21 protein-coding genes are annotated in these 21,654 nt (G+C 65.6%); 17 read left to right on the top strand and 4 right to left on the bottom strand.

The window, feature by feature from the left end:
• Window positions 1-11 precede the first annotated feature (11 nt).
• The 16 genes from LCM4576_RS15715 (at window position 12) to LCM4576_RS15640 (ending at window position 16,404) form a co-directional block, all read left to right on the top strand.
• Window positions 12-1,082: a flagellin gene (locus LCM4576_RS15715; RefSeq protein WP_071033000.1), complete on the top strand. Its 1,071-nt coding sequence runs from the start codon at window positions 12-14 to the stop codon at window positions 1,080-1,082.
• 181 nt (window positions 1,083-1,263) lie between these two features.
• On the top strand, window positions 1,264-2,922 hold the full coding sequence (fliF, locus tag LCM4576_RS15710; protein ID WP_071032999.1) for a flagellar basal-body MS-ring/collar protein FliF: 1,659 nt from the start codon (window positions 1,264-1,266) through the stop codon (window positions 2,920-2,922).
• A 3-nt stretch (window positions 2,923-2,925) separates the two neighbouring features.
• Window positions 2,926-3,555, top strand: a complete 630-nt coding sequence (locus tag LCM4576_RS15705; protein ID WP_071032998.1) for a hypothetical protein — start codon at window positions 2,926-2,928, stop codon at window positions 3,553-3,555.
• The gene (locus LCM4576_RS15700; RefSeq protein WP_071032997.1) at window positions 3,552-4,946 is read left to right on the top strand and encodes a MotB family protein; all 1,395 of its coding nucleotides are present in this window, start codon (window positions 3,552-3,554) and stop codon (window positions 4,944-4,946) included. The genes LCM4576_RS15705 and LCM4576_RS15700 overlap by 4 nt, the downstream gene beginning before the upstream one ends.
• 83 nt (window positions 4,947-5,029) lie before the next feature.
• The gene (locus LCM4576_RS15695) at window positions 5,030-6,373 is read left to right on the top strand and encodes a chemotaxis protein MotC (RefSeq protein WP_244510810.1); all 1,344 of its coding nucleotides are present in this window, start codon (window positions 5,030-5,032) and stop codon (window positions 6,371-6,373) included.
• Complete coding sequence (locus LCM4576_RS15690) at window positions 6,370-7,725, top strand: flagellar hook-length control protein FliK (RefSeq protein ID WP_071032995.1); 1,356 nt, start codon at window positions 6,370-6,372, stop codon at window positions 7,723-7,725. The genes LCM4576_RS15695 and LCM4576_RS15690 overlap by 4 nt, the downstream gene beginning before the upstream one ends.
• Window positions 7,655-8,245 carry a transglycosylase SLT domain-containing protein gene (locus LCM4576_RS15685; RefSeq protein ID WP_407067380.1) on the top strand — a complete coding sequence of 197 codons (591 nt, stop codon included), beginning with the start codon at window positions 7,655-7,657 and terminating at the stop codon, window positions 8,243-8,245. The genes LCM4576_RS15690 and LCM4576_RS15685 overlap by 71 nt, the downstream gene beginning before the upstream one ends.
• Before the next feature lie 222 nt (window positions 8,246-8,467).
• Entirely contained in the window at window positions 8,468-9,136 is a 669-nt protein-coding gene (locus LCM4576_RS15680) for a response regulator transcription factor (RefSeq protein ID WP_040989981.1), read from the top strand.
• Window positions 9,137-9,227: 91 nt separating this feature from the next.
• Window positions 9,228-10,484, top strand: coding sequence for a flagellar hook protein FlgE (locus LCM4576_RS15675; RefSeq protein WP_071032993.1), 1,257 nt, complete (start codon window positions 9,228-9,230; stop codon window positions 10,482-10,484).
• Window positions 10,485-10,513: 29 nt separating this feature from the next.
• The gene (gene flgK, locus LCM4576_RS15670; RefSeq protein ID WP_071032992.1) at window positions 10,514-11,968 is read left to right on the top strand and encodes a flagellar hook-associated protein FlgK; all 1,455 of its coding nucleotides are present in this window, start codon (window positions 10,514-10,516) and stop codon (window positions 11,966-11,968) included.
• Window positions 11,969-11,971: 3 nt separating this feature from the next.
• Window positions 11,972-13,021, top strand: a complete 1,050-nt coding sequence (locus LCM4576_RS15665; protein WP_071032990.1) for a flagellar hook-associated family protein — start codon at window positions 11,972-11,974, stop codon at window positions 13,019-13,021.
• A 31-nt stretch (window positions 13,022-13,052) separates the two neighbouring features.
• Complete coding sequence (gene flaF, locus LCM4576_RS15660; protein ID WP_071032988.1) at window positions 13,053-13,400, top strand: flagellar biosynthesis regulator FlaF; 348 nt, start codon at window positions 13,053-13,055, stop codon at window positions 13,398-13,400.
• A complete protein-coding gene (flbT, locus tag LCM4576_RS15655) occupies window positions 13,397-13,834 on the top strand; it encodes a flagellar biosynthesis repressor FlbT (protein WP_071032987.1) in 438 nt (145 codons plus the stop codon). The genes flaF and flbT overlap by 4 nt, the downstream gene beginning before the upstream one ends.
• Window position 13,835: 1 nt before the next feature.
• Complete coding sequence (gene flgD / locus LCM4576_RS15650) at window positions 13,836-14,243, top strand: flagellar hook assembly protein FlgD (protein WP_071032985.1); 408 nt, start codon at window positions 13,836-13,838, stop codon at window positions 14,241-14,243.
• Window positions 14,244-14,266: 23 nt separating this feature from the next.
• Window positions 14,267-14,533, top strand: coding sequence for a flagellar biosynthesis protein FliQ (fliQ, locus tag LCM4576_RS15645; protein ID WP_040989996.1), 267 nt, complete (start codon window positions 14,267-14,269; stop codon window positions 14,531-14,533).
• Between the two features lie 227 nt (window positions 14,534-14,760).
• Window positions 14,761-16,404, top strand: coding sequence for an MFS transporter (locus LCM4576_RS15640; protein WP_071032983.1), 1,644 nt, complete (start codon window positions 14,761-14,763; stop codon window positions 16,402-16,404).
• A 12-nt stretch (window positions 16,405-16,416) separates the two neighbouring features.
• On the opposite strand, the gene LCM4576_RS15635 is transcribed toward LCM4576_RS15640, so the two are convergent.
• The 4 genes from LCM4576_RS15635 to LCM4576_RS15620 all read right to left on the bottom strand — a co-directional run bounded on the left by LCM4576_RS15635 (window position 16,417) and on the right by LCM4576_RS15620 (window position 21,043).
• Complete coding sequence (locus LCM4576_RS15635; protein ID WP_071032981.1) at window positions 16,417-17,802, bottom strand: FAD-binding oxidoreductase; 1,386 nt, start codon at window positions 17,800-17,802, stop codon at window positions 16,417-16,419.
• Window positions 17,803-17,850: 48 nt separating this feature from the next.
• A complete protein-coding gene (locus LCM4576_RS15630) occupies window positions 17,851-19,632 on the bottom strand; it encodes a chloride channel protein (protein WP_071032979.1) in 1,782 nt (593 codons plus the stop codon).
• A 158-nt stretch (window positions 19,633-19,790) separates the two neighbouring features.
• On the bottom strand, window positions 19,791-20,300 hold the full coding sequence (locus LCM4576_RS15625) for a cupin domain-containing protein (RefSeq protein WP_071032977.1): 510 nt from the start codon (window positions 20,298-20,300) through the stop codon (window positions 19,791-19,793).
• Between the two features lie 14 nt (window positions 20,301-20,314).
• Complete coding sequence (locus LCM4576_RS15620) at window positions 20,315-21,043, bottom strand: NAD(P)-dependent oxidoreductase (RefSeq protein ID WP_071032975.1); 729 nt, start codon at window positions 21,041-21,043, stop codon at window positions 20,315-20,317.
• Between the two features lie 62 nt (window positions 21,044-21,105).
• Between LCM4576_RS15620 and LCM4576_RS15615 the strand changes: the two genes are divergently transcribed.
• A complete protein-coding gene (locus LCM4576_RS15615; RefSeq protein WP_052468314.1) occupies window positions 21,106-21,579 on the top strand; it encodes a MarR family winged helix-turn-helix transcriptional regulator in 474 nt (157 codons plus the stop codon).
• Window positions 21,580-21,654: the final 75 nt, after the last annotated feature.

Genomic DNA, 21,654 nt, shown 5'->3' with positions numbered 1-21,654 from the left:
GAGCGAGTTTCTTGGCGAGCATCATGACGAACGCTGCGGCGTTGACTRCACTTCAAAGCCTCAACGCCACCAACAAGTCGCTCGAGCAGACGCAGTCGAGGATCTCCACCGGCTATCGGGTTTCCGAGGCCTCCGACAACGCTGCCTATTGGTCGATCGCCACCACGATGCGATCCGACAACTCGGCGCTGTCGACCGTGCAGGACGCGCTCGGCCTCGGCGCCTCGAAGGTCGACACCGCTTATACCGGCATGAACAACGTGCTGGACACCATCGGCAAGATCAAGACCAAGCTTTTGTCGGCCGTCGGCCAGTCGGATGCCAACAAGGCCAAGACGCAGACCGAAATCACCGCGCTTCAGGCGCAGATGAAATCCTTCGCCGACGCCGCCACCTTCTCCGGCTCGAACTACCTGTCGGTGACGTCCACGCAGGTTGCAGCCGCCAATGACGGTGTCCAGCCGGATGCCAAGATCGTCTCCTCGTTCAATCGCTCGTCGTCGGGCGCCATTTCGCTTGGAACGATCGACATCGATGTCGAGAGCACCAAGCTGTTCGATTCCGGCCTCTCCACGGCCGTCAAGAACCAGGGCATTCTCGATCGCAAGACTTCGATCTATTCCACCGCCGCGGACCAATCGGCATATGATGCCGCCTATGCGGCCTCGATCGCCGCCGGCAACACCGACATCGCCGCCAACACCGCCGGCCAGGCCGCGGTGTCGGGCACGCCCGTCAAGATCGACAACGTCTCCGCCTTCAATCTCGACATCACGGCGACGGGCGTGACCGACGACATCATCACGCAGATGGTCACCAAGATCGACAACGTCATGAGTCAGCTTACCGACGCCGCCACCGTGCTCGGCGCCGCCAAGAGCTCGATCGACCTGCAGAAGACCTTCACGCAGAGCCTGATGGACTCCATCGATCGCGGCGTCGGCCAGCTCGTCGATGCCGACATGAACAAGGAATCGACGCGCCTGCAGGCGCTCCAGGTCCAGCAGCAGCTCGGCATCCAGTCCCTGTCGATCGCCAACAGCTCCTCGCAGTCGATCCTGCAGCTGTTCAAGAACGGCTAAGCCGCCTGATCACCATCGACCGACGAAAAGGCCGCATCTGAAACGCGGCCTTTTTTCGTTGCCCGGAAGGAAAGTGCGCGTTCAGCATCTTGCTGGCTCTTTGGCGGCACGCCCTATCATCCTCGCACAAGCTTCGCGGTCTAGTCTTCCGGCGGACAGTCATGCTGGGAGCGGTTGAATCGTGCCGGAACAGATCCAGGGCATCATCGCGAATTTGAAGAGCTTCGGCGTGCGGCGTCTGGCGCTCATGGGCGGCATCGCGGCCCTGGTCATGGCCGTCATCGGCATYGCGTCCGTCTATCTCAACCGTCCGGCCTATGAGACGCTCTATGTCGGCCTCGAGCGTTCCGACGTCAACCAGATCGGCCTGGTGCTGGCCGACGCCGGCATCGGCTTCGATGTCGGCTCCGACGGTACCTCCGTGCTGGTGCCGGCCGGCACCACCGCGCAGGCGCGCATGCTGCTTGCCGAGAAAGGCCTGCCGACCAGCGCCAATGCCGGTTACGAGCTGTTCGACAATGTCGGCTCGCTCGGCCTCACCTCCTTCATGCAGCAGATCACCCGCGTGCGCGCGCTGGAAGGCGAGATCGCGCGCACCATCCAGTCGATCTCGGGCGTCAAGGCGGCGCGCGTCCACATCGTCATGTCCGAGCGCGCCAATTTCCGCCGCGACGAGCAGCAGCCCTCCGCCTCGGTGGTCATCCGCTATGCCGRCAACGATGCCGAAAAGAGCGCCATGTCGATCCRCCACCTCGTTGCCGCGGCTGTTCCGGGCCTCTCGGCCGACAAGGTCACGGTGCTCGATTCCAACGGCAACCTTTTGRCCGCCGGCGACGACCCGTCCAACACGAGCGCTGCCCRCACGCTCGGCATCGAGCAGACGGTCGAGACGCAGATCGGCGACAACATCCGCCGGGCACTGACTCCTTATCTCGGCCCGGACAATTTCCGCGCCAGCGTCAAGGCCGACGTCAACACCGACACCCGTCAGACCGAGGAGACGATCTTCGATCCGAACTCGCGCGTCGAGCGTTCGGTGCAATCGGTCAAGACCAACGAGGCCAGCAACCAGAAGCAGGCCTCGACGCCGACCAGCGTCGAGCAGAACCTGCCCGAGACGCAGACCACCACCACCGAGGGACCGCAATCCTCCTCGCAGAACGACCGCAAGGAGGAGATCACCAACTACGAGATCAACTCGAAGAAGATCGCGACCGTTTCGAACGGCTACACGGTCAACAAGATGTCGATCGCGGTCGTCGTCAACCAGGATCGGTTGAAGACAATCCTCGGCAAGGACGCCACCCCGGAGCAGATCGCCAAACGCGTCGCCGATATCCAGAAGATGGTCGCCTCGGCGACCGGCTTCGACGACAAGCGCGGCGACGTCATCGACGTGTCCGCGGTCGAGTTCATCAACGGCCTCGACGGCGAGCCTATCGAGCAACCGGGCATCCTCGCCTCGATCGGCACCTATACCGGCACGCTGATCAATGCCGGCGCCTTCATCGTCGTCGTCTTCCTGGTGGCCTTCTTCGGCCTGAAGCCGATGGCCGCGGCGCTGACGGCGTCGGCGAAGCCCGCGGCCATTGCCGGCCCGAGCTTCGACGACGTGCAGCGTTCCTTGCCGACGCCCGATGCGCCCGTCGCCGCGATCACCGCCGAGACCCCGGCCGGCGCCCTGCCTGGCGCGCGCGCCGGCGCAACGCCGCTCGACGACCTGCGCCAGAAGATCCGGCCGGCGCCGCAGGAGCGGCTAGCCCGCATGGTCGATCTCAACGAGGAGCGCACCGCGCAGATCCTGCGCAAATGGGCGGCCGCCCCGGAAGCCGTGGGTTAGGCCATGGCCTCGGCAGCCCTCTTCGATCTCCTGCCCGATTTCGGGTCGCGGACCTCGGCAGCCAGCCAGGTGCCGAAAGATCACGGTGACGTCCAACACATGCCGGCCGCGCCGGCGCCGCAGGCCGATATCGGCGCGCTGATCGCAGAGGCGGTTGCCGACGCGGAGGCAGCGCTCGAGGCGCGCCTTGCGCTCTCCCACCAGGCTGCGCTCGACRCCGAGCGTCAGGCCAGTGACGATGCGGCCAAAGCTTTCCTGGAAAGCTTCGGCGGCGATCTTGGCGCCGCGGTCGCCACGCGGATCGAAGCCATGGAGCGGCGCGTTGCCGAGCTTGCCGGCGCGACCGTCGCCCGCATCGTCGGCGGCCTTCTCAGCGACGACCTTCAGCGACGTTCGCTGCAGGCGCTTTCGCACGCCATCGTCACTGCGGTCGCCGACAGCGAGGYCGTGCGTATCGGTGTCCAAGGACCACTCTCGCTGTTCGAGCCGCTGAAGGCGTCGCTCGGGTCCCGCGCCGCCAATCTCGACTTCACCGAAGCGCCGGGCTTCGACCTGACGGTCACCATTGACGAAACGGTGTTCGAGACGCGTATCGCCGAGTGGTCGGCGTCCTTGTCGGAGGTCTTGTCATGAGCACCGTCGGCCATGCCGACCCCCGGCACGAGATCATCATCGTCAAGCGCAATCACGACGGTCACGACGACGATCACCATGGTGGCGTGTGGAAGATCGCTTTCGCCGACTTCATGACGGCAATGATGTGCTTCTTCCTCGTCATGTGGCTGATCAACGCCGCCAACGAGCAGACCAAGGCAGCCGTCGCCAGCTATTTCAATCCGGTCGAGCTGATCGACCGCAACTCCAGCCGCAAGGGCCTGGAAGATTTGGGCGACGGCCCGAGCAAGGTCGGGCTGACAGCGGACAACCCGCAGCAGGGCGCGACCAAGGCGGGCGATGACGGCAAGGGCGGCGCCGGCTCCTCCGAACGCCGGCAGACGAAGGACGGGGCGCAGGATGCCCAGCTCTCCGATGAGAAGCTGTTTGCCGATCCCTACGCCGTGCTGGCCGAGATCGCCGCCGATACGGGCGTGATGCAGAATGTCAGCGCCAAGGGCGAAGGCGGCGCCCAGACGTCCGGTCCGGCGACCGGCGCGTCCGGCGGCGAATCCTATCGCGATCCATTCGCGCCGGATTTCTGGTCGCAGCAGGTGGCGGCGCCCGGCGCCGAGGCCACCGCCGAGCGCGCCAGGATCGACGGGGATCCGGCCAAGCCCGGCGAGAAAGTCGCCACCGTCGCTGTGCCGAAGGTGAAGGCCGTTCCGGCTGCACCTCCGCTCACGGCCGCGCCGCTCGAGCCGCTGGCAACCCCGGAAAAAGCCGCGCAGGGCGAGTCCGGGAAGCCATCGAGTGAAGGCAGCAAGGCCGAGAGGGCGCAGGGCGGGAAAGCCGAAACCGACAAGCGCGAGGCTGCGGCCGGCGACGCTAAAGCCGAGGCGGCAGAGGCGGAAAAGACCGAACAAGAGCAGGCCGCCGACAAGGGCGGCAAGACGCCGAGCAAAGCCGCCCTCCAGGAAGCGGCGGACATCAAGAAGGAACTCGCCAAGGCATTCCTGCCCGGCGAAAAGCTCGCCGACGGCGTCTCCGTCGAGGCCACCGACAAGGGTGTCGTCATTTCGATCACCGACCAGCTCGATTTCGGCATGTTCGAGATCGGCTCGGCCATGCCGCGCCGTGAGCTGGTGCTGGCGATGGAAAAGATCGGCCACATCGTCAACCAGAAGAAGGGCACCATCACCATCAGCGGCCACACCGACGCGCGGCCGTTCCGAAGCGACACCTACGACAACTGGCGGCTGTCCACCGCGCGCGCCCATTCGGCCTACTACATGCTGGTGCGCGGCGGCGTCGACGAAAGCCGCATCACCGRGGTCGCGGGCTTCGCCGACCGGCAGCCCAAGATCGCCTCCGATCCGATGGCGGCCGCGAACCGGCGCATCGAAATCCTGCTGACGGCCGGCGGATGAAGGGCGGGAGCGTCATCGGCGGYGCGATAGCGCTGTTATTGCTCGCGGCAGGATCGCCATCGGCGGCCTCCGCGCAGGAGGCGTTGCAGCCCTATCAGCTGGTGCGCTCGCTGCAGCTGATCCAGGACCGCATTGCCGGCGGCGATCATGCCGCGCTGCCGATGCAGGCAAAGCTCCTCGAAATGATCGACGCCCGGATGCGCGATGCCAATGCCGGGGATTTCAAGGAGCCGAAGAATTTCCGCGCCTTGCTGGTCTACGGCATGAGCGGCGGCAATCCGGTGACGGTCGCGGCGGCGGCTTCGCGCGCGATGACCGATCCGCAAAGCCTCGCCATCGCCAAGGGCGTCGTCGCCTATCTGAACGGCCGGCCGGCCGAGGCCATCGAAACGCTGAAGCCGATCGATCCGATGAGCGTGCCCGCCGACATCGGCGCCTTCCTGGCGCTGGTCAAGGGCTCGCTGCTTGCGGCCGATGACCCGGCGACAGCGCTTAGGCTGCTCGACGAGGCGCGCCTGCTCAGCCCCGGCACGCTCGTCGAGGAGGCTGCGCTTCGCCGCTCCGTCGGCATCGCGGCCGCGCAGGGCGATGCTGCCCGCTTCGCGCTGGCCTCGACCCAGTATGTCGCGTCCTACCTCTATTCGCCCTACGCCAGCCAGTTCGCCGATGCCTTCGTTTCCGGCATCATCGCGCTGCACATGGCGATCAGCCAGGACAAGATCGCCGACATCACCTCGATGATGGACCCCGAGCGCGAGAAGGTGATCTATCTGCGTATCGCGCGCCACGCCGCGATCGACGGCATGACGGAGCTGTSGGCTTTCGCCTCGGCCAAGGCAGAGCTGGGCCGCAACGGCAACGGCAACCAGGATGACCCGCGCACCCAGCTCTATTCGGGCCTTTCCACCATGACATCGGCCAGTGTCGATGAAGTCCGTGCCAAGCTCGGCAAGATCGATCGGGGCAAGCTTTCGCAAAGCGACCGCGACCTGCTCGACGCCGCGCAGGCTGTCGCAGGCGAAGTCGTGGCGCCGGTGAAAGCGGCCGTGAAAGCCGACGCCGCACCGGCAACCGCCGCAAAAGGCGAGGACGCGAAATCCGCGGCTGAGGCCTCGGCCGATCCGGCCAATGCGGACTTGCCTCCGGTTGAAGGGGCGATGCCCGACCAGCCGGCGGTCGCGTCAAGCGATCCGGTGGTCGCGGCGAGCGATCCGGCGAAAGACGCGTCCGCGGTTTCGCCRCCCCCCGCCCCGCAGCCGGCTGAGACGCCGGCGGCAGCTCCCGCACCGACTGGCGCCGCGCCGGTTGTGCAGGCATCCGCGCCGGTGGCGACGACCGATGCGCAAGACCCGATCGACGCGGCGGTGACCAGCACGCGCCGTCAGCTCGACCAGATCGACCAACTCCTCGGAGCAGCTCCCAAATGACCAGCGTCAACCAGACCCTGCCGGGCTTTGCTTCGAGTCAGCCTCGGCAGCACGCAGCCGGCGGCAAGGACAAGGATCAGAATTTCGGCGAGATGGTGAACGGGGCGGAAAAATCAGATCGGCCGCAGAGCAGACATGCCGCCGGACCGGTAACGCCGGACGCACATCTCGCAGAGCGCTCATCTGCCACTGGCAAAGAGGAGCCGGACCAGGACCCCGGGGGGAAAACCGCCCCGTCGAAAGCGACCACGGGAAAGGCCACGAAGAACAGTGCCGGAGACGCAAAGCCGGGGGCGGACAATGATAGCACAGCACAAACCAGCGATTCCGCGCCGCTGCAGGATCGCCTGCCATTGCTGATGGCGCTGAGCGACATGAAGCATTTCGCGCAGTCGTCGGGCGCGGGCGACAAAGGTTGCACCGACGGTGACGATGGCGCCGGCGGACACGGATCACTGCAATTGCCGCTGCGCCCGGGCAAGCGCGCGGCGGTCGACGGTTCCGGCGAGCCGCAGTCGCGATCCACCCGTTCGACGTCGGCTGAAGACCACGGGCCTGACTTCGGGCAGAAGCCGCTCAAGGCGGACGGGGCTCTCGACATGCCGGGCCGCAGCGATGCCAAGATCATGCCGGCGCAAGGCAACGAACCGCAGGCGGACGGCCTGGTGCCGCCACAAGGCTGGCGGCCGGCCTCTGCCGCCAAGACCGCGCAACAATCGCAGTCGGCCACGCAGCAGACACCGGGCAAGCCGTCTTCTTCCGCCGCACGCATGGAAGTCGTCAGCCAGCAGAGCTTCCCGGCGCCGGCGCAAAACCCGATCGGCCAGACGGCATCGGCGCTGGTTGAAACGCTTGCCTCCGACAAGGGCGTTCAGCAGGCCTTCGCAACCGCCTCGGCAGGCTCGCAGACGACCAATTCTGTTGCCGTTCCGACACATGTGCTCAAGATCGAGCTCCATCCTTCGGAGCTCGGATCGGTCACCGCCAGCCTGCGGCTGTCGGGCGAGCAACTTTCGATTGAGATGAAGCCGCAGACACACGAGGCATATCACCGTCTCACCGCCGACAGCGACGCTATCGTCAAGTCCATGCGCAGCCTCGGCTTCGATGTCGACAAGGTTACGATCCTGCAACCTTCGATAGCAGCGCATGCGGCCAGCCGCGTTGACRCAAGCAGCGCCATGCCGATGTCGACAGGCCGCGACCAGCCTTCGTTCCAGCCCGGGAACTCGGGCGGCAACAGCGCGGGCGGCGACCGGCAACCGGGAAGGAACGATGGCAATGGCGCACAAGAATTCAGTCGTGCCGCTTCGCCTCTTCGCGAGCGCGCTGACGACGATATGTATATCTAGYTTCGCCGTCAGCGCGGCCAGCGCCGCGGCCAATCCCTGCGAGCCGGAGATCCTGCGCGCCGCCGACCGCTACGGCGTGCCCGCCGGCATCCTTTACGCGGTCGGCCTGACGGAGACCGGAAAGAAGGGCAGCCTGCAGCCTAATGCTTTGAATATAGAGGGAAAAGCCATCTTTCCCCACAGCCGCGGCGAAGCGCTCGCCACATTCGAGAATGCACGGCGCGAGGGCAAGACGCTGATCGATCTCGGCTGCATGCAGATCAACCATCGCTATCACGGCGCCCAGTTCCGCAGCGTCGAGGACATGCTCGACCCGCATCAGAATGTCGACTACGCGGCGCGCTTCCTGGTKAGCCTGCATGCTAGGCACATGACTTGGTCGATGGCCGTCGCCCGCTATCATGCCGGCCCCGACAACGACCCGGCGCAGAAGGTCTATGTCTGCCGTGTCATCGCCAACATGGTCGCCACCGGCTTCGGCAAATGGACATCGAACGCCAGCGCCTTCTGCAATCAATAGTTGCCACTCTTCGAACACCGATCGACCGTCGCCGGCATGCTAACCGGCGCCAATATCGTCAGCCGACAGTTCGGCGCGAATACACTTGCACAACCGGCTTTATTACGGCCTCCAAAAAACTCCCAAGAAAATAGCTACAAGAAATGATGGTTTTCCAGGATTCGCCGAGCCGGGTACCCCTTTCCGCACGGGGCAAGTGAATTTGATTCGGAGGGCGGGCCGATGATCGTGATCGTTGACGAGCGAGAGCTCGTGACAGAGGGCTACTCTTCACTTTTCGATCGCGAGGGAGTAGCCACGGCCGGCTTCGCGCCAGGCGAATTCGGCGAGTGGGTGAGTTCCGCCGCCGACACCGATCTCAGATCCGTCAGGGCCTTTCTCATCGGCGACTGCCGCGACGGCGCGATATCGCCGCGCCAGATCCGCGACCGCACCGGCGCGCCGGTGATCGCGCTCAGCGAACAGCACTCGCTCGAACATACGTTGCGGCTGTTCGAAAGCGGCGTCGACGATGTCGTCCGCAAGCCGGTCCATATCCGCGAGATCCTCGCCCGCATCACCGCCATCCGCCGCCGCGGCTCCGAAGAGGCCGCGTACACCGAAGTCGGCTCGATGCGCATCTTCATGGACGGCCGCGATCCGGAGATCGACGGCGAGCCGCTGCCGCTGCCGCGGCGCGAGCGGCGCATCCTGGAATACCTGGCCAGCAACCGCGGCCGGCGCGTGACCAAGACGCAGGTCTTCAACGCCATCTATGGCATCTTCGACGAAGAGGTCGAGGAGAACGTGGTGGAGAGCCACATCTCGAAGCTGCGCAAGAAGCTGCGTGAGAAGCTCGGCCACGATCCAATCGATTCCAAGAGGTTCCTCGGCTATCGGCTGGTGTTCTGATGGCCGCCCAAGGCCCATCCCGCGCCAGCCTCGCGCAAGACACGAGGCATAGTTTCATGGCCTCCTACCCAGGCACTGCGGAGATCCATCGATGAGCCTCTACGGAATGATGCGGACCGGCGTTTCCGGTATGAACGCGCAGGCCAACCGCTTGTCCGCGGTGGCTGACAACATCGCCAACTCCGACACCACCGGCTACAAGCGCTCTTCGGCCGAGTTCTCGTCCCTGATCATGCCCGGCACCGGCGGCGCCTATAATTCCGGCGGCGTGACGACGACGATCCGCTCGGCCGTCAGCACGCAGGGCGTCATGACCTACACCACCTCGGTGTCCGACCTTGCCGTCAACGGCGACGGCTTCTTCGTCGTGCAGGACGCCAGCGGCACACCCTACCTCACCCGCGCCGGCTCCTTCGTACCGGACGCGCAGGGCCGGCTGGTCAATGCCGCGGGCTACCAGCTCATGGCCTACAGCTACGCCAATGGCGAGCCGGCAGCGACCGCCAACGGCTTCGAAGGCCTCGTGCCGGTACAGATCTCCGACCAGGAAATGACGGCGACGCCGAGCACGGAAGGCGTCTTCAGCGGCAACCTGCCGGCAGGCGCCACTCCCGTCGCGGCCGGCAGCCTGCCCTCGACCAACAGCGCTTCGGCCCAGTACACGTCGAAAACGTCGCTGGTCGCCTATGACGATCTCGGCAACAAGAAGCTGCTCGACGTCTATTTCACCAACACCGGCGCCGGCACCTGGCAAGTCTCGGTCTTCGACCAGTCGAAGGCGACTCCCGGCACTTCCTTCCCCTATACCGGCGGCGCGCTGGCATCGACGAACCTCACCTTCGACACCACCACGGGCAAGCTCACCGGCGCAACCGACAGCATCTCCTTCACCGTGCCGGGCGGCTCGACGCTGAACCTCGATCTCTCCAAGGTGACCCAGCTCGGCACCGGCTTCACCGTCGCCGACGCCAAGGTCAACGGCAACGCGCCGAGCTCCATCCAGAAGGTCCAGATCGGCCAGGACGGCGTCATCTACGCGCAGTTCGCGGACGGGTCRACCAAGGCGCTGTACAAAATCCCGCTGGCCGACGTTCAGAGCCCCGACAACCTCACCGCAATGCCCGGCAACGTCTATGTGCAGAGCCCCGACTCCGGCGCCGTGCGCATCGGCTTTGCCAATGAAGGCAAGCTCGGCTCCATCGTCTCCGGAGCGCTCGAAAATTCCAACGTCGATATCGCCGAGGAGCTGACCAACATGATTGCGGCGCAGCGCAGCTACACCGCCAATTCCAAGGTCTTCCAGACCGGTTCGGACCTGATGGACGTCCTCGTCAACCTGAAGAGATAAACGACGGGCGCCGCCCGTGAAAGATCAGCATGTCGCTTTCCTCCGCACTAAGCATTGCCCAGTCGGCGCTCCTGGCCACGTCCAAGCAAACCAGCGTCGTATCGCGCAATGTGGCCGATGCGTCGAACCCGGACTACACCCGCCGCATCGCCGTGGTGACCAGCACGGCGCCCGGCGCCAGGGCGGTGGAAATCCAGCGCGCCGCCAATGATCTTCTGTTCCGGCAGAACCTCTCGGCGCTGTCGRCATGGAGCGGCCAGAGCGCGCTTTACGACGGCATGGATCAGCTCGATCTGTCGGTCAACGGGGTCGACAATGCGTCGTCCCCCTCCACCGCGATCGCCAACCTGCAGAAAGCTCTGCAGCTCTACGCCACCACGCCGTCGAACCAGAACCTGGGCACCAGCRTCGTCGACTCCGCCAAGCAAGTGGTGAATTCGCTGAACAGCGGCACCCAGGCGATCCAGGATTTCCGCACCCAGGCGGACAGCCAGATCGCCACTRCCGTCGACGATCTCAACTCGCTGCTCAGCCAGTTCCAGGACGCCAACAAAGCGGTCATCTCGGGCACGCGTTCCGGCACCGACGTCTCTGACGCGCTCGACCAGCGCGACGCTCTCCTGAAGAAGATATCGGAGTATGTTCCCGTCTCGACCTTCACGCGCGGCGACAACGACATGGTCATCACCACCAAGGACGGCACAACGCTGTTCGAGACCGTGCCGCGCTCGGTGACCTTCACGCCGTCGTCCGGCTATTCGGCCGGCACGGCCGGCAACACCGTCTATATCGACAACGTGCCGGTCTCGGCGGGCACCGGCGACAACTCCACCGCCGACGRCAAGCTTGCGGGCCTTCTGAAGCTGCGCGACGGCGTCGCCTCGACCATGCAGAGCCAGCTCGACGAAATCGCGCGCGGCCTCGTCACTGCATTTGCCGAAACCGCGCCATCGCAGCCCAATGCGACCGGCCTGTTCACATGGTCGGGTGCGCCGGCGATTCCGGCTGCCGGCACGCTGGTCGACGGCCTCGCCGGCACGATCAGCGTCAACGCCGCCTTCGATCCGAGCGCCGGCGGCAACCCCGCGCTGTTGCGCGACGGCGGCGCCAACGGCGTGGCCTATGTCGCCAACGGCGGCGGYGGCGCATCCTATGCGGACCTTCTGATCGGCTACTCCAGCAAGCTTGATCAGCCGATGACCTTCGACAGCTCGGCCGGCATCACCGTCAGCTCCGGCGTCTCCGACTATGCGGCCAATGCCATCGGCTGGTTCGAAGGCGTGCGCCAGCAGGCCTCGGCCAATGCCGACAGCAAGCAGGCGCTTGCGGCGCGCACGGCCGAGGCGCTGTCCAACGACACCGGGGTCAATGTCGACCAGGAGATGTCCCTGCTCCTCGACCTCGAGCACACCTATCAGGCCTCGGCGCATATGATGAAGACGGTAAGCGATATGCTGGACGCTCTGATGAGCGCGGTGGGATAATTCATGAAAGCGACAGGCGTTTCCTCTGCTGCCATTTCCAACGCGCTGCGTTACCAGCAGGCGAAGATGCAGGCCGACCTCGTCAAGGCGACGAAGGAATCGCAGACCGGCACGGTCGCCGATGTCGGCCTGGCGCTTGGCGCCCGCACGACCCAGGCCGTCACCTTCCAGCGCGATCTCGACCGGCTGAACGGCATCGTCGATTCCAACGCGCTCGTCTCGGCGCGCCTGACATCGACCCAGGATTCGCTCGGCCAGATCGCCGATACCGCCCAGAGCTTCCTGTCGGCGCTGACCAGCGGCGTCTCGGGCGACTCCTCGACCAGCATCCTGCAGACCGCCGGCGCCTCGGCGCTGCAGCAGATGACGGGCATCCTCAACACCAGCGTCAACGGCGAATATCTGTTTGCCGGCACCAACACCGACGTCAAGCCGATCGACGATTTCAACGCCGCCGGCTCGCCGGCCAAGGCCGCCTTCGACGCCGCCTTTTCGAGCTATTTCGGCTTTGCCCAGACCRACCCGGCGGCGGCCAACATCACCGCCGCGCAGATGGACAACTTCATCACCACACAGGTCGAGCCGCAATTCCTGGGCGCCGGCTGGCAARCCAACTGGTCGAGCGCCACCGACGACCAGATCACCAGCCGCATCTCGCTCAACGAGACCACCCAGACTTCGGTCAGCGCCAATGAGCAGGGCATCCGCAAGCTTGCCATGGCGTCCGCCATGGTAAGCAGCCTGCTCACCGGCAATATCAGCGAGGCCGCCCAGAACGCCGTCGTCGGCCGCGCCCAGACGCTGGTCGGCGAAGCCATCGGCGGCATTACCCAGATACGGGCCGAGACTGGCATTGCCCAGCAACGCGTGTCCGATGCCAGCGACCGCATGAAAACCCAGGTCGACCTCTTCGAGAAGCATATCGTCGATCTCGAGGGCGTCGATCCGTCGGAGGCCGCGACTCGCGTCGCCGACCTGACGCAGCACATCGAGACGTCCTTCGCCTTGACCGCGCGTTTGCAGCARCTCAGCCTGCTCAACTATCTGACTTGAACACCTAAACCGGAACGCCAGAGCGCCGACGATGTATCAATTCTCCTACGCCGACATCCAGACCGACTCCGTCGCCGATGCCAAGGACCGGGAGCGACAGTTGCTCACCCGATCGATCGACATGCTGGCAGYGGCAGCCGCCGTCGGCACCGAATCGATGGAAGCGGTCGAAGYGCTGCATTTCACCAACCGCATCTGGACCACCTTCGTCGAGGATCTCGGCTCCAGCGACAACGCGCTCCCCAAGGAACTGCGCGCCAACCTGATCTCGATCGGCCTGTGGCTGCTGCGCGAGACGGAAGACATCCGCCAGGGCCGCACCAACAATTTCGAAGGATTGATCGAGGTCTCCCAGATCATCCGAGACGGCATCCAATGACCAACACGCTGAAGATCTCGCTGAAGCCCAACGAGAAGATCTACATCAACGGCGCTGTCATCCGCGTCGACCGCAAGGTCACCATCGAGCTGATGAACGACGTGCAGTTCCTGCTCGAAAGCCACGTCATCCAGGCCGACCAGGCCTCGACGCCGCTCAGGCAGCTTTATTTCATCGTGCAGATCATGCTGATCAACCCGGCAGGCGCCGCGGAGGCGCGCGACATGTTCCGCCGCTCGCTGCCGATGCTGAWCGCGAGCTTCGACAACCAGGACATCTGCAACAGCCTGAAGCAGATCGACCGCATGGTCGGCGAGGACGATATCTATGAGGCGCTGAAAGCGATCCGCGCRCTCTATCCGCTCGAGCGCAAGGCGCTCGAGGACAATGACGACATTCCCGAAACGCCCCGCGCACTGGCTGTAGGAGCATAAGATGGCCGTCGACATGACGACAACGATCCCGGTTGGCGCCAACCAGGCCAGCCAGCAGACCTCTAAGACGGCGGTGGACTACCAGTCGTTCCYGAAGCTTCTGATCGCCGAGATGAAGAACCAGGATCCAACCAAGCCGATGGATTCGACGCAATATGTTGCCCAGCTCGCCACCTTCTCCCAGGTCGAGCAGTCGGTGCAGACCAACACCAAGCTCGACCAGATCATGCAGTCCTCGGCCTTGTCGCAGGCCGACGCGCTGATCGGCCGCTCGATCACCTCGGCCGACGGCAAGACCACCGGCACGGTGGCTTCGGTGACGCTTTCCAGCAGCGGCCTGATCGCGGTGCTGCAGGACGGCACCCAGGTCCCGGTCGGCGCGGGCGTGTCGATCAAGCCGGCCGCCTAACCGGTTTCGCGCAGGGCCAGCCGATGAATGAGGCCGATGCCCTCGATATCGTCCAGTACGCGGTGTGGACGGTTCTCACCGCTTCCGCCCCCGTTGTGCTTGTGGCGATGGTGGTCGGCATCGGCATCGCGCTCATCCAGGCGCTGACCCAGATCCAGGAAATCACGCTGACCTTCGTGCCGAAGATCGTCGCCATCATGCTGGTGGTAGCGCTGACCGGGCCGTTCATCGGCAGCCAGATCTCGGCCTTCACCAACGTCATCTTCGAGCGTATCGAACACGGCTTCTGACGCGAAGCAGACAAGCGCTTGCGCTTGCATGAGCAGCGAGACGATAGGCTGGRCCGAGGCTGAAGGCGCGAAAATCGCGAAATTTTGATCCAGACCGGCAAGAAGCTTGGTCTAAAGCTTCGCCGACGCATTTTCGCTTTTGYCGTCCTATTGTTGGGTCGCACTCTTTGGCGAGTCGCCCGCCTCTTCAGGCGCGGCGAGCCTGAATAGCGGACGAAGGCGCAACCATGATCGACGACGAGCCGGAAAGCGAACGCGTCTCCGCGCTGGCGCCGTTCCGGCATGGCATCTTCCGCGCCGTCTGGTCGGCCAGCCTGGTGTCGAATTTCGGCGGCCTGATCCAGGGCGTCGGCGCCGCCTGGATGATGACCACGATCGCCACCTCGCCCTATCAGGTGGCGCTGGTCCAGGCTTCGACCACCTTGCCGATCATGCTGTTCGCGCTCGTCGCCGGCGCCATCGCCGACAGCTTCAACCGCCGCAAGGTGATGCTGGTGGCGCAGACCTTCATGCTGGTCGTCTCGGCGCTGCTCACCTTGTTCACCTGGCAAGGCTGGATGACGCCCTGGACGCTGCTTGCCTTCACCTTCCTGATCGACAGCGGCACGGCGCTGAACAGCCCGTCATGGCAGGCCTCGGTCGGCGACATGGTGCCGCGCGCCAAGGTGCCGGCGGCGGTGGCGCTCAACTCGCTGGGCTTCAACATCACCCGCAGCGTCGGCCCGGCCATCGGCGGCATCATCGTCGCCGCAGCCGGCGCGGCCGCAGCCTTTGCCGCCAACGCCATCAGCTATATCGGCCTGATCCTCGTGCTCGCCCGCTGGAGGCCGGCGCTGCCCGAGCAAACCTTGCCGCGCGAGTCGCTCGGTGCCGCGATGGGCGCCGGCCTGCGCTATGTCGCCATGTCGCCCAACATCGCCAAGGTGCTGGTCCGCGGCTCGGCGTTCGGCTWCAGCGCCGGCGCGGTGCTGGCGCTTCTTCCCCTGGTGGCCCGCGACGTCGTCAAGGGCGATGCGCTGACCTATGGCATCATGCTCGGCGCCTTCGGCATTGGCGCGGTCGGCGGCGCACTGATCAGCGTGYGGCTCAGGCAGTTGCTGTCCAGCGAGGCGATGGTGCGCATGGCCTTTRCCGGCTTCGCGCTCTGYGCCCTCAACGCCGCCATCAGCCACAATGCCTGGCAGACATCCGCGGGCCTGCTCATCGGCGGCGCCTGCTGGGTGATCGCACTCTCGCATTTCAACGTGACGGTGCAGATGTCCACGCCGCGCTGGGTGGTCGGCCGCGTCCTGTCGATCTACCAGACGGCGACCTTCGGCGGCATCGCTCTGGGCAGTTGGATCTGGGGCGTCGTCGCCGACGCGCATGGCGCCGAGATTGCGCTGATCGCGGCGGCGATCGCCATGCTTGCCGGCGCAGCCATCGGTTTCTTCCTGCCGCTGCCGAAGCAGACGGTCCTCAACCTCGATCCGCTCAACCGCTTCAAGGAGCCGATGCTGTCGCTCGATCTCAAGCCGCGCAGCGGCCCGATCGCCATCATGATTGAGTACATCATCCGCGAAGAGGACGTGCCGGAGTTCCTGGCGACCATGGCCGAGCGCGGCCGCATCCGCCGCCGTGACGGCGCGCGCAACTGGACGCTCGCCCGCGATCTGGAGTATCCATCCGTATGGATCGAGCACTACCACACGCCGACCTGGGTCGAGTACATCCGCCACAACCGGCGCGCCACCCACGCCGACGCCTTGGTCGGCGAGCGCATCCGCGCGCTGCACAGCGGCGAGGAGCCGCCGCGCGTGCGCCGTATGATCGAGCGCCCCACCACCGCCGGCACGACGCTTGTATCGCCCAAGGGCCCGATCGATCACTGATCTTCTGGCCGATCAATGCCCTGTCATGGCGTCGGCAATGGCGGCAAGCTTCGAAGTGTGTGCAAGCCCAGCCGCCTCGCGCTGGTCGGCGATGCGGTAGAGCTGATACATCGAATGGACGCCCAACCAGCGGAACGGCTCCGGCTCCCAGCGCCGCACTTTGCGGTTGACCCAGGGCAGCCGAGTCAGCTCGGTGTTCTCGCCGAGCACCAGATCGGTCAGCGTGCGTCCGGAAAGATTGGAGCTCGACACGCCGAGCCCGACATAGYCGCCGGCCCAGCCGATGCGCGTCGCGGGATCGAGGCCGACCGTCGTGCACCAGTCGCGCGGCACGCCGAGCACGCCGCACCAGGCGTGATCGATGCGGCACCCCGCCGTCTGTGGCAGAAGCGTCGTCAGGATCGTGTGCAGCTGGTCGATCGTCGCCTGCTGCGTCTGGCCGTTGACGTCGGTGCGCGAGCCGTAGCGGTAGGGCACGCCGCGCCCGCCCATGGTGATGCGCCCCTCACGCGTGCGCTGGGCATAGCAATAGGCATGCGCGGCATTGCCAAGCAGCTCGTGCCCCTCCCAGCCGATCCTGCGCCAGAGTTCTTCCGACAGCGGCTCGGTGACGATCTGCGCGCTGTTGAGCGCCAGCCATGTCCGCTCCTCGCCAGGGATGCCGGCCGTGAACCCTTCCGTCGCCCGGATGATGGTTTCGGCCCGCACCGTGCCGCGGTCCGTGGTCACAAGGCCCTTGGCGATGGATGTCACGGTCGTCTTCTCGTGGATCGAAACGCCGAGACGCTCGACCGCCGCCGCCAGCCCTCGCACCAACTTGGCCGGCTGCACGCGCGCCTGGCCGTGGATGACGAAGCCGCCCATGACGTTGCGGATGTCGATGCGCGCCCGGGTCGCCTCGGCGTCGAGCAGCTCGATGCGTTCGGGATCGGCGTCCCAGGAGCGGATCGTCTCGCATTCCTCGCGCACGCGTTCCAGCTGCGCCGGATTGGTGGCGACCGTCAGATTGTCGACGCGGCGGATGTCGGCATCGATGCCCTCTTCCGTCGCCACCCGGATCACCTCGTCGACGCAGCCTGCCATCGCCTTCTGCATGGCGGTGACGCCTTGCCGGGTCGAGGTCTTGAGATATTTCTCGCGCGACCAGCCGAAGCCGCCCGACAGCCAGCCGCCATTGCGCCCCGACGCGCCGAAGCCCGCGAACTCGCGTTCAAGCAACACGATGCGCAGCGATGGTTTGGCCTTCTTCAGGTAGTAGGCGGTCCAAAGCCCGGTATAGCCGGCGCCGACGATCGCGACATCCGCCTCGATGTCGCCCGGCAAAGGCGGACGCGGCGCGGGGATATGCCCCAGATCCGCGTACCAGAACGAGATATCGCCGTTGCGCTTGACTTGCATGGGGTGGCTTCCAAGAATGACGTCTTATTGGCCGGGCTGTCGTTCGGGTCAACCTTCGCCCGACAGGTCGCGGCGCGCCTTGTCGAGCTCTTCGGCGTAACGGCGCATCAGATGGCTTTCGGTGAGCAGGCCGAGAACGATGCGCTCGTCGAAGTCCTCGACCACCGCCAGTTCTTCGGCCCCGGTGCGCTGGAAGGTCTCGGCCGCGGTCTGGACGTTCATAGAAGGCACCAGCACCGCGTCCTTGAATTGGGCCAGCGCGCTCACCGGCGTATCGCCGTCGGAGCGATCGCTGTGCAGTTCCGGCACCAGAAGCATGCCGACATATTGGTCGGCTTGCTCGACGGCGATGACGCGCTGTCCGGAGCCGAGCGGGACCTCCTTGCGGAATTCGGCGAGCGTGGTCGAGGCAGGGATGGTGCGGACATCCTTGCGCATCATCGAGCCGACGGTGAGGCTGCGCATCCAGCCGACGTCATGGGCGCTGCGGATCGTCTCGCCGCGCAGATGGAAGCGCCAGGTCGAGAAGGAGTAGCCGAAGGTCTCGCGCACCAGGATGGCCGACATGATCGAGGCCGCCAGCACGACGCCGGTGAGCGTCAGGTCGCGGGTCGATTCCAACGCCAGGAACGTCATGGTCAGCGGACCGCCGACGACGCCGACCGCAAGCGAGGTCATGCCGACGACGGCGGCGACCGCCGGATCGATGCCGGCCGACGGCGCGGTCATCGCCATGACGCCGGCGAAGACCTTGCCGAGCAGCGCTCCAAGGAACAGCGAGGCGAAGAACAAGCCGCCGCGGAAGCCGGAGCCGAGCGAGATGGCCGAGGCCGCCAGCTTCAGCACGAAGACGCTCGCCACCACCGGCAGCGCGTAGTTCATGGCGAACTCGCGGTGCAGCGCGCCGTGGCCGCTGGAGAGCACTTGCGGCGTGACCAGCCCGAGCAGGCCGACGAAGATGCCGCCGATGAAGGGCCTGACCGACGCGTCGACCGACAATCGCACGAAGACGCGCTCGATAATGCTCACCAGATGCATGATGGCGATCGAGGCCGCTCCGCYGAGCAGTCCCAGAAGCAGGAACGGCACATATTCGCTGGCGGTCAGATTCGGCAAACCCGACAATTCCAGCGGGAACGGCACGCCGCCGAACATTTCCGCCGTTAGCGAGGCGCAGATCGCTGCCGTCATCACCGGCGCCACGTTGGCGACGGAGTAGATGCCGATGACCAGTTCGAAACCGTAGAAGGCGCCGGTCAGCGGCGCGTCGAAGGCGGCGGCGATCGCGCCGGCAGCACCGCAGCCGACCAGGACGCGCACATCATTGCGGCGCAGGTGGAAGGCGCGGGCAAGCCGGGAAGCAATGCCGGAACCGATCTGCGTGTAGCCGGCTTCCAAGCCGACCGAGGCGCCGAAGCCGCTGGAGATCATCGTTTGCGCCACGATGATGAAGGTATCGGTGAGCGACATGCGCCCGCCATAGAGCGCGTTGGCCTCGATCRGGTCGACTGGCGTGCGGAACTTGCGCTTTCTGAGCCAGATGACGGAAAGGCCGAGCAGCAGGCCGCCGATCGCCGGGTACATCGCCTGCGTCGGATCGGCGAGCGAGAACATCRCCGAAAGCCGCCCRCCCGGCTGCACGTCRAACAGCAGCCAGTGCATGRCTTGCACCAGCCCGCYCATGCCGGTGACCAGCGCGCCCGCGATGGCGCCGACCATGCCGGCCATCAGCACGATCACGATGCCGCGCGCCTCGAGCACGGGGATCGAGCTGATCAGCACCGCGCGAAGCCGGCGAGCGTAGACTTGTGGGTCGTTTCTGGCAGGCAACGGAACGGCTCGCCGGTATGCGAAAGGAAAACAGCTGCCGTGCCTGATACGCGCGGCGGCTATGCGTGGCAACCGCAATGCCGACCGCTTGTGGCGCCATTTTGGCGTTGCGCGAATTAGYCTTAAACAAGACTTGTCGTACGACCGAGGAGATAGACTTAGTCAGGTACGGGAATGGTGAGAGGGCCGCAATCATCTTCCGCGACGAAGATCACCAGCAGCTCGGCCGGCTCGGTGGCGCTGGCGTTCTCGGCGAAAGAATGGATCGCGCCAGGCGGTTCGAACCAGGTCTGGCCCTGAGTGTAGGTCACCGCCGGACTRCCTTCCATCTGCGAGCGCAGCGCTCCCTTGATGACGAAGGCCGTGACGGAGCCCGGATGACGGTGTCGCGGCGTGTAGGCATTGGGCGGGAATTCGACCAGCGCCGTGGTGATCGAATGCCCAGGAACATTCGGCAGTTTTTCGCAGGACAGCGGCTTCACCGTGGTGGTCGGACGCGCCGCCACCCCTTCCCCCGCATCGGCTCCCATCATGTGGATATGCGCGTCCATTCCACCTGCGGCGGTGATTGCCCTGTTGTTCTGGACAAGGGCCATGCCAAGCAACCCGGCAGCGATGGCGACGACGCCGAGCAGCGTAAGGCTGCGTGAAGAAACGTCTTCGATCATGACAGCAACTCCTTTCATCCGGCTAGGCGAAAGCCAGCATGCCAGCCTAGTTCGGCGACGGCCTTGTCGGTCGTGATCCGGCCGTTCGGCTCCGCGACATTGAACGCGCCCTGCGTTCCATGCTCGACGGCAAGCAGCGCCGCATAAGCGGCGGCGTCGACATGGACGGCCGGCTCCGCGGCGGTTTCCGTGCCGGTGCCTGGACCGTAGAGATGGCCGTAGCGCAGCACGATGCCGGTGATCGGCGAGGCGCCGAGCACATGTTTCTCCAGCGCGATGACGCCGCCGACGCTGACGGCGCGGCCGCCTTCCGCACCACTGTCCAGYGGATCCGTCTCGGCATGCGGCTCTGCGCCCGGCGCATAGACCCAGGCGATGCTCTGCGCGATCAGCCGCTTGGCCCCGGCAGCCTTCGCCGCTTCGACGAGGTTGCGGGTTCCTTCGTCACGGATGCGGGCGTTGCGGGTGGTTGCCTCAGCCATCTTAGACGGATCGAGCCCTGCCGGCAGGTCTGTGAGCTGATGAATGACGATCTCGGGCCTGGCTGCCACGACCGCCGCGCGCAGCGCGTTRGCATCGAACACGTCGACCRCCACCGGATCGGCGCCGAGYGCGCGWAKGTCCTCGGCTCTTGYCGCCTGGCGCGTCGTCGCCGTCACCTGATGCCCGGCAGCCACCAGTTGCGGCACCAGCCGGCGGCCGATCGCGCCCGAGGCGCCCGCAAGAAAAATACGATAGCCCATCGTCTTTCGTCCCTTGATGCGGTAATATCAGAGCACGAACAACATATAAGAGTACTGATATCATGCGCAAGAGGAATCCCTCCATTCCGTCCGCCGGTGAAGGCAAGCGCGGCGAGCAAGGCTATCTGGGCTATCTGCTGCGACAGGCGGCTGGCGCCTATCGCCTGAAGGTGGAGCGGACGCTGGATGAATTCGGCGTGACGCAGGCRCAGTTCGCGGCCCTCACCATGATCTCGGCCTATCCCGGCCTGTCCAACGCCGACCTGGCCCGGCTGGCCGTGCTGACGCCGCAGACGGTGAGCGTGATCGTCGGCAATCTGGAAAAGGCCGGCTCCCTCGTCCGTCGGCCACACGCCGTCCACGGCCGCATCCAGCACCTCGACCTTTCGGACAGCGGCCGCGCCCTGCTGAAGAAGTGCCGGGAACGCGTCTACAAGCTCGAAGGCGAGCTGACCGCCGGCCTCTCCGCCGAGGAGGAACGCGCCGTGCGGCGCTGGCTGGTCGCCGTCGCGACGACGGACGCAGCAAAGGCCTGAAAACCCACTTCGCCACTCTCCCACCTTCGCGCAAGCTTGGAGGATTACGGTCGAGGGCCTGCCCTATGCGTGGCG

This window comes from Mesorhizobium sp. LCM 4576, assembly GCF_001854815.1.
GTDB classification, from domain to species: domain Bacteria; phylum Pseudomonadota; class Alphaproteobacteria; order Rhizobiales; family Rhizobiaceae; genus Mesorhizobium; species Mesorhizobium plurifarium.
This window is presented reverse-complemented; position numbering and strand designations above follow the sequence as displayed.

Bases quoted from the DNA above. Each gene is read 5' to 3' on its own strand.
- LCM4576_RS15680 (WP_040989981.1), top strand. From the start codon at position 8,468: ATGATCGTGATCGTTGACGAGCGAGAGCTCGTGACAGAGGGCTACTCT.
- fliQ (WP_040989996.1), top strand. From the start codon at position 14,267: ATGAATGAGGCCGATGCCCTCGATATCGTCCAGTACGCGGTGTGGACG.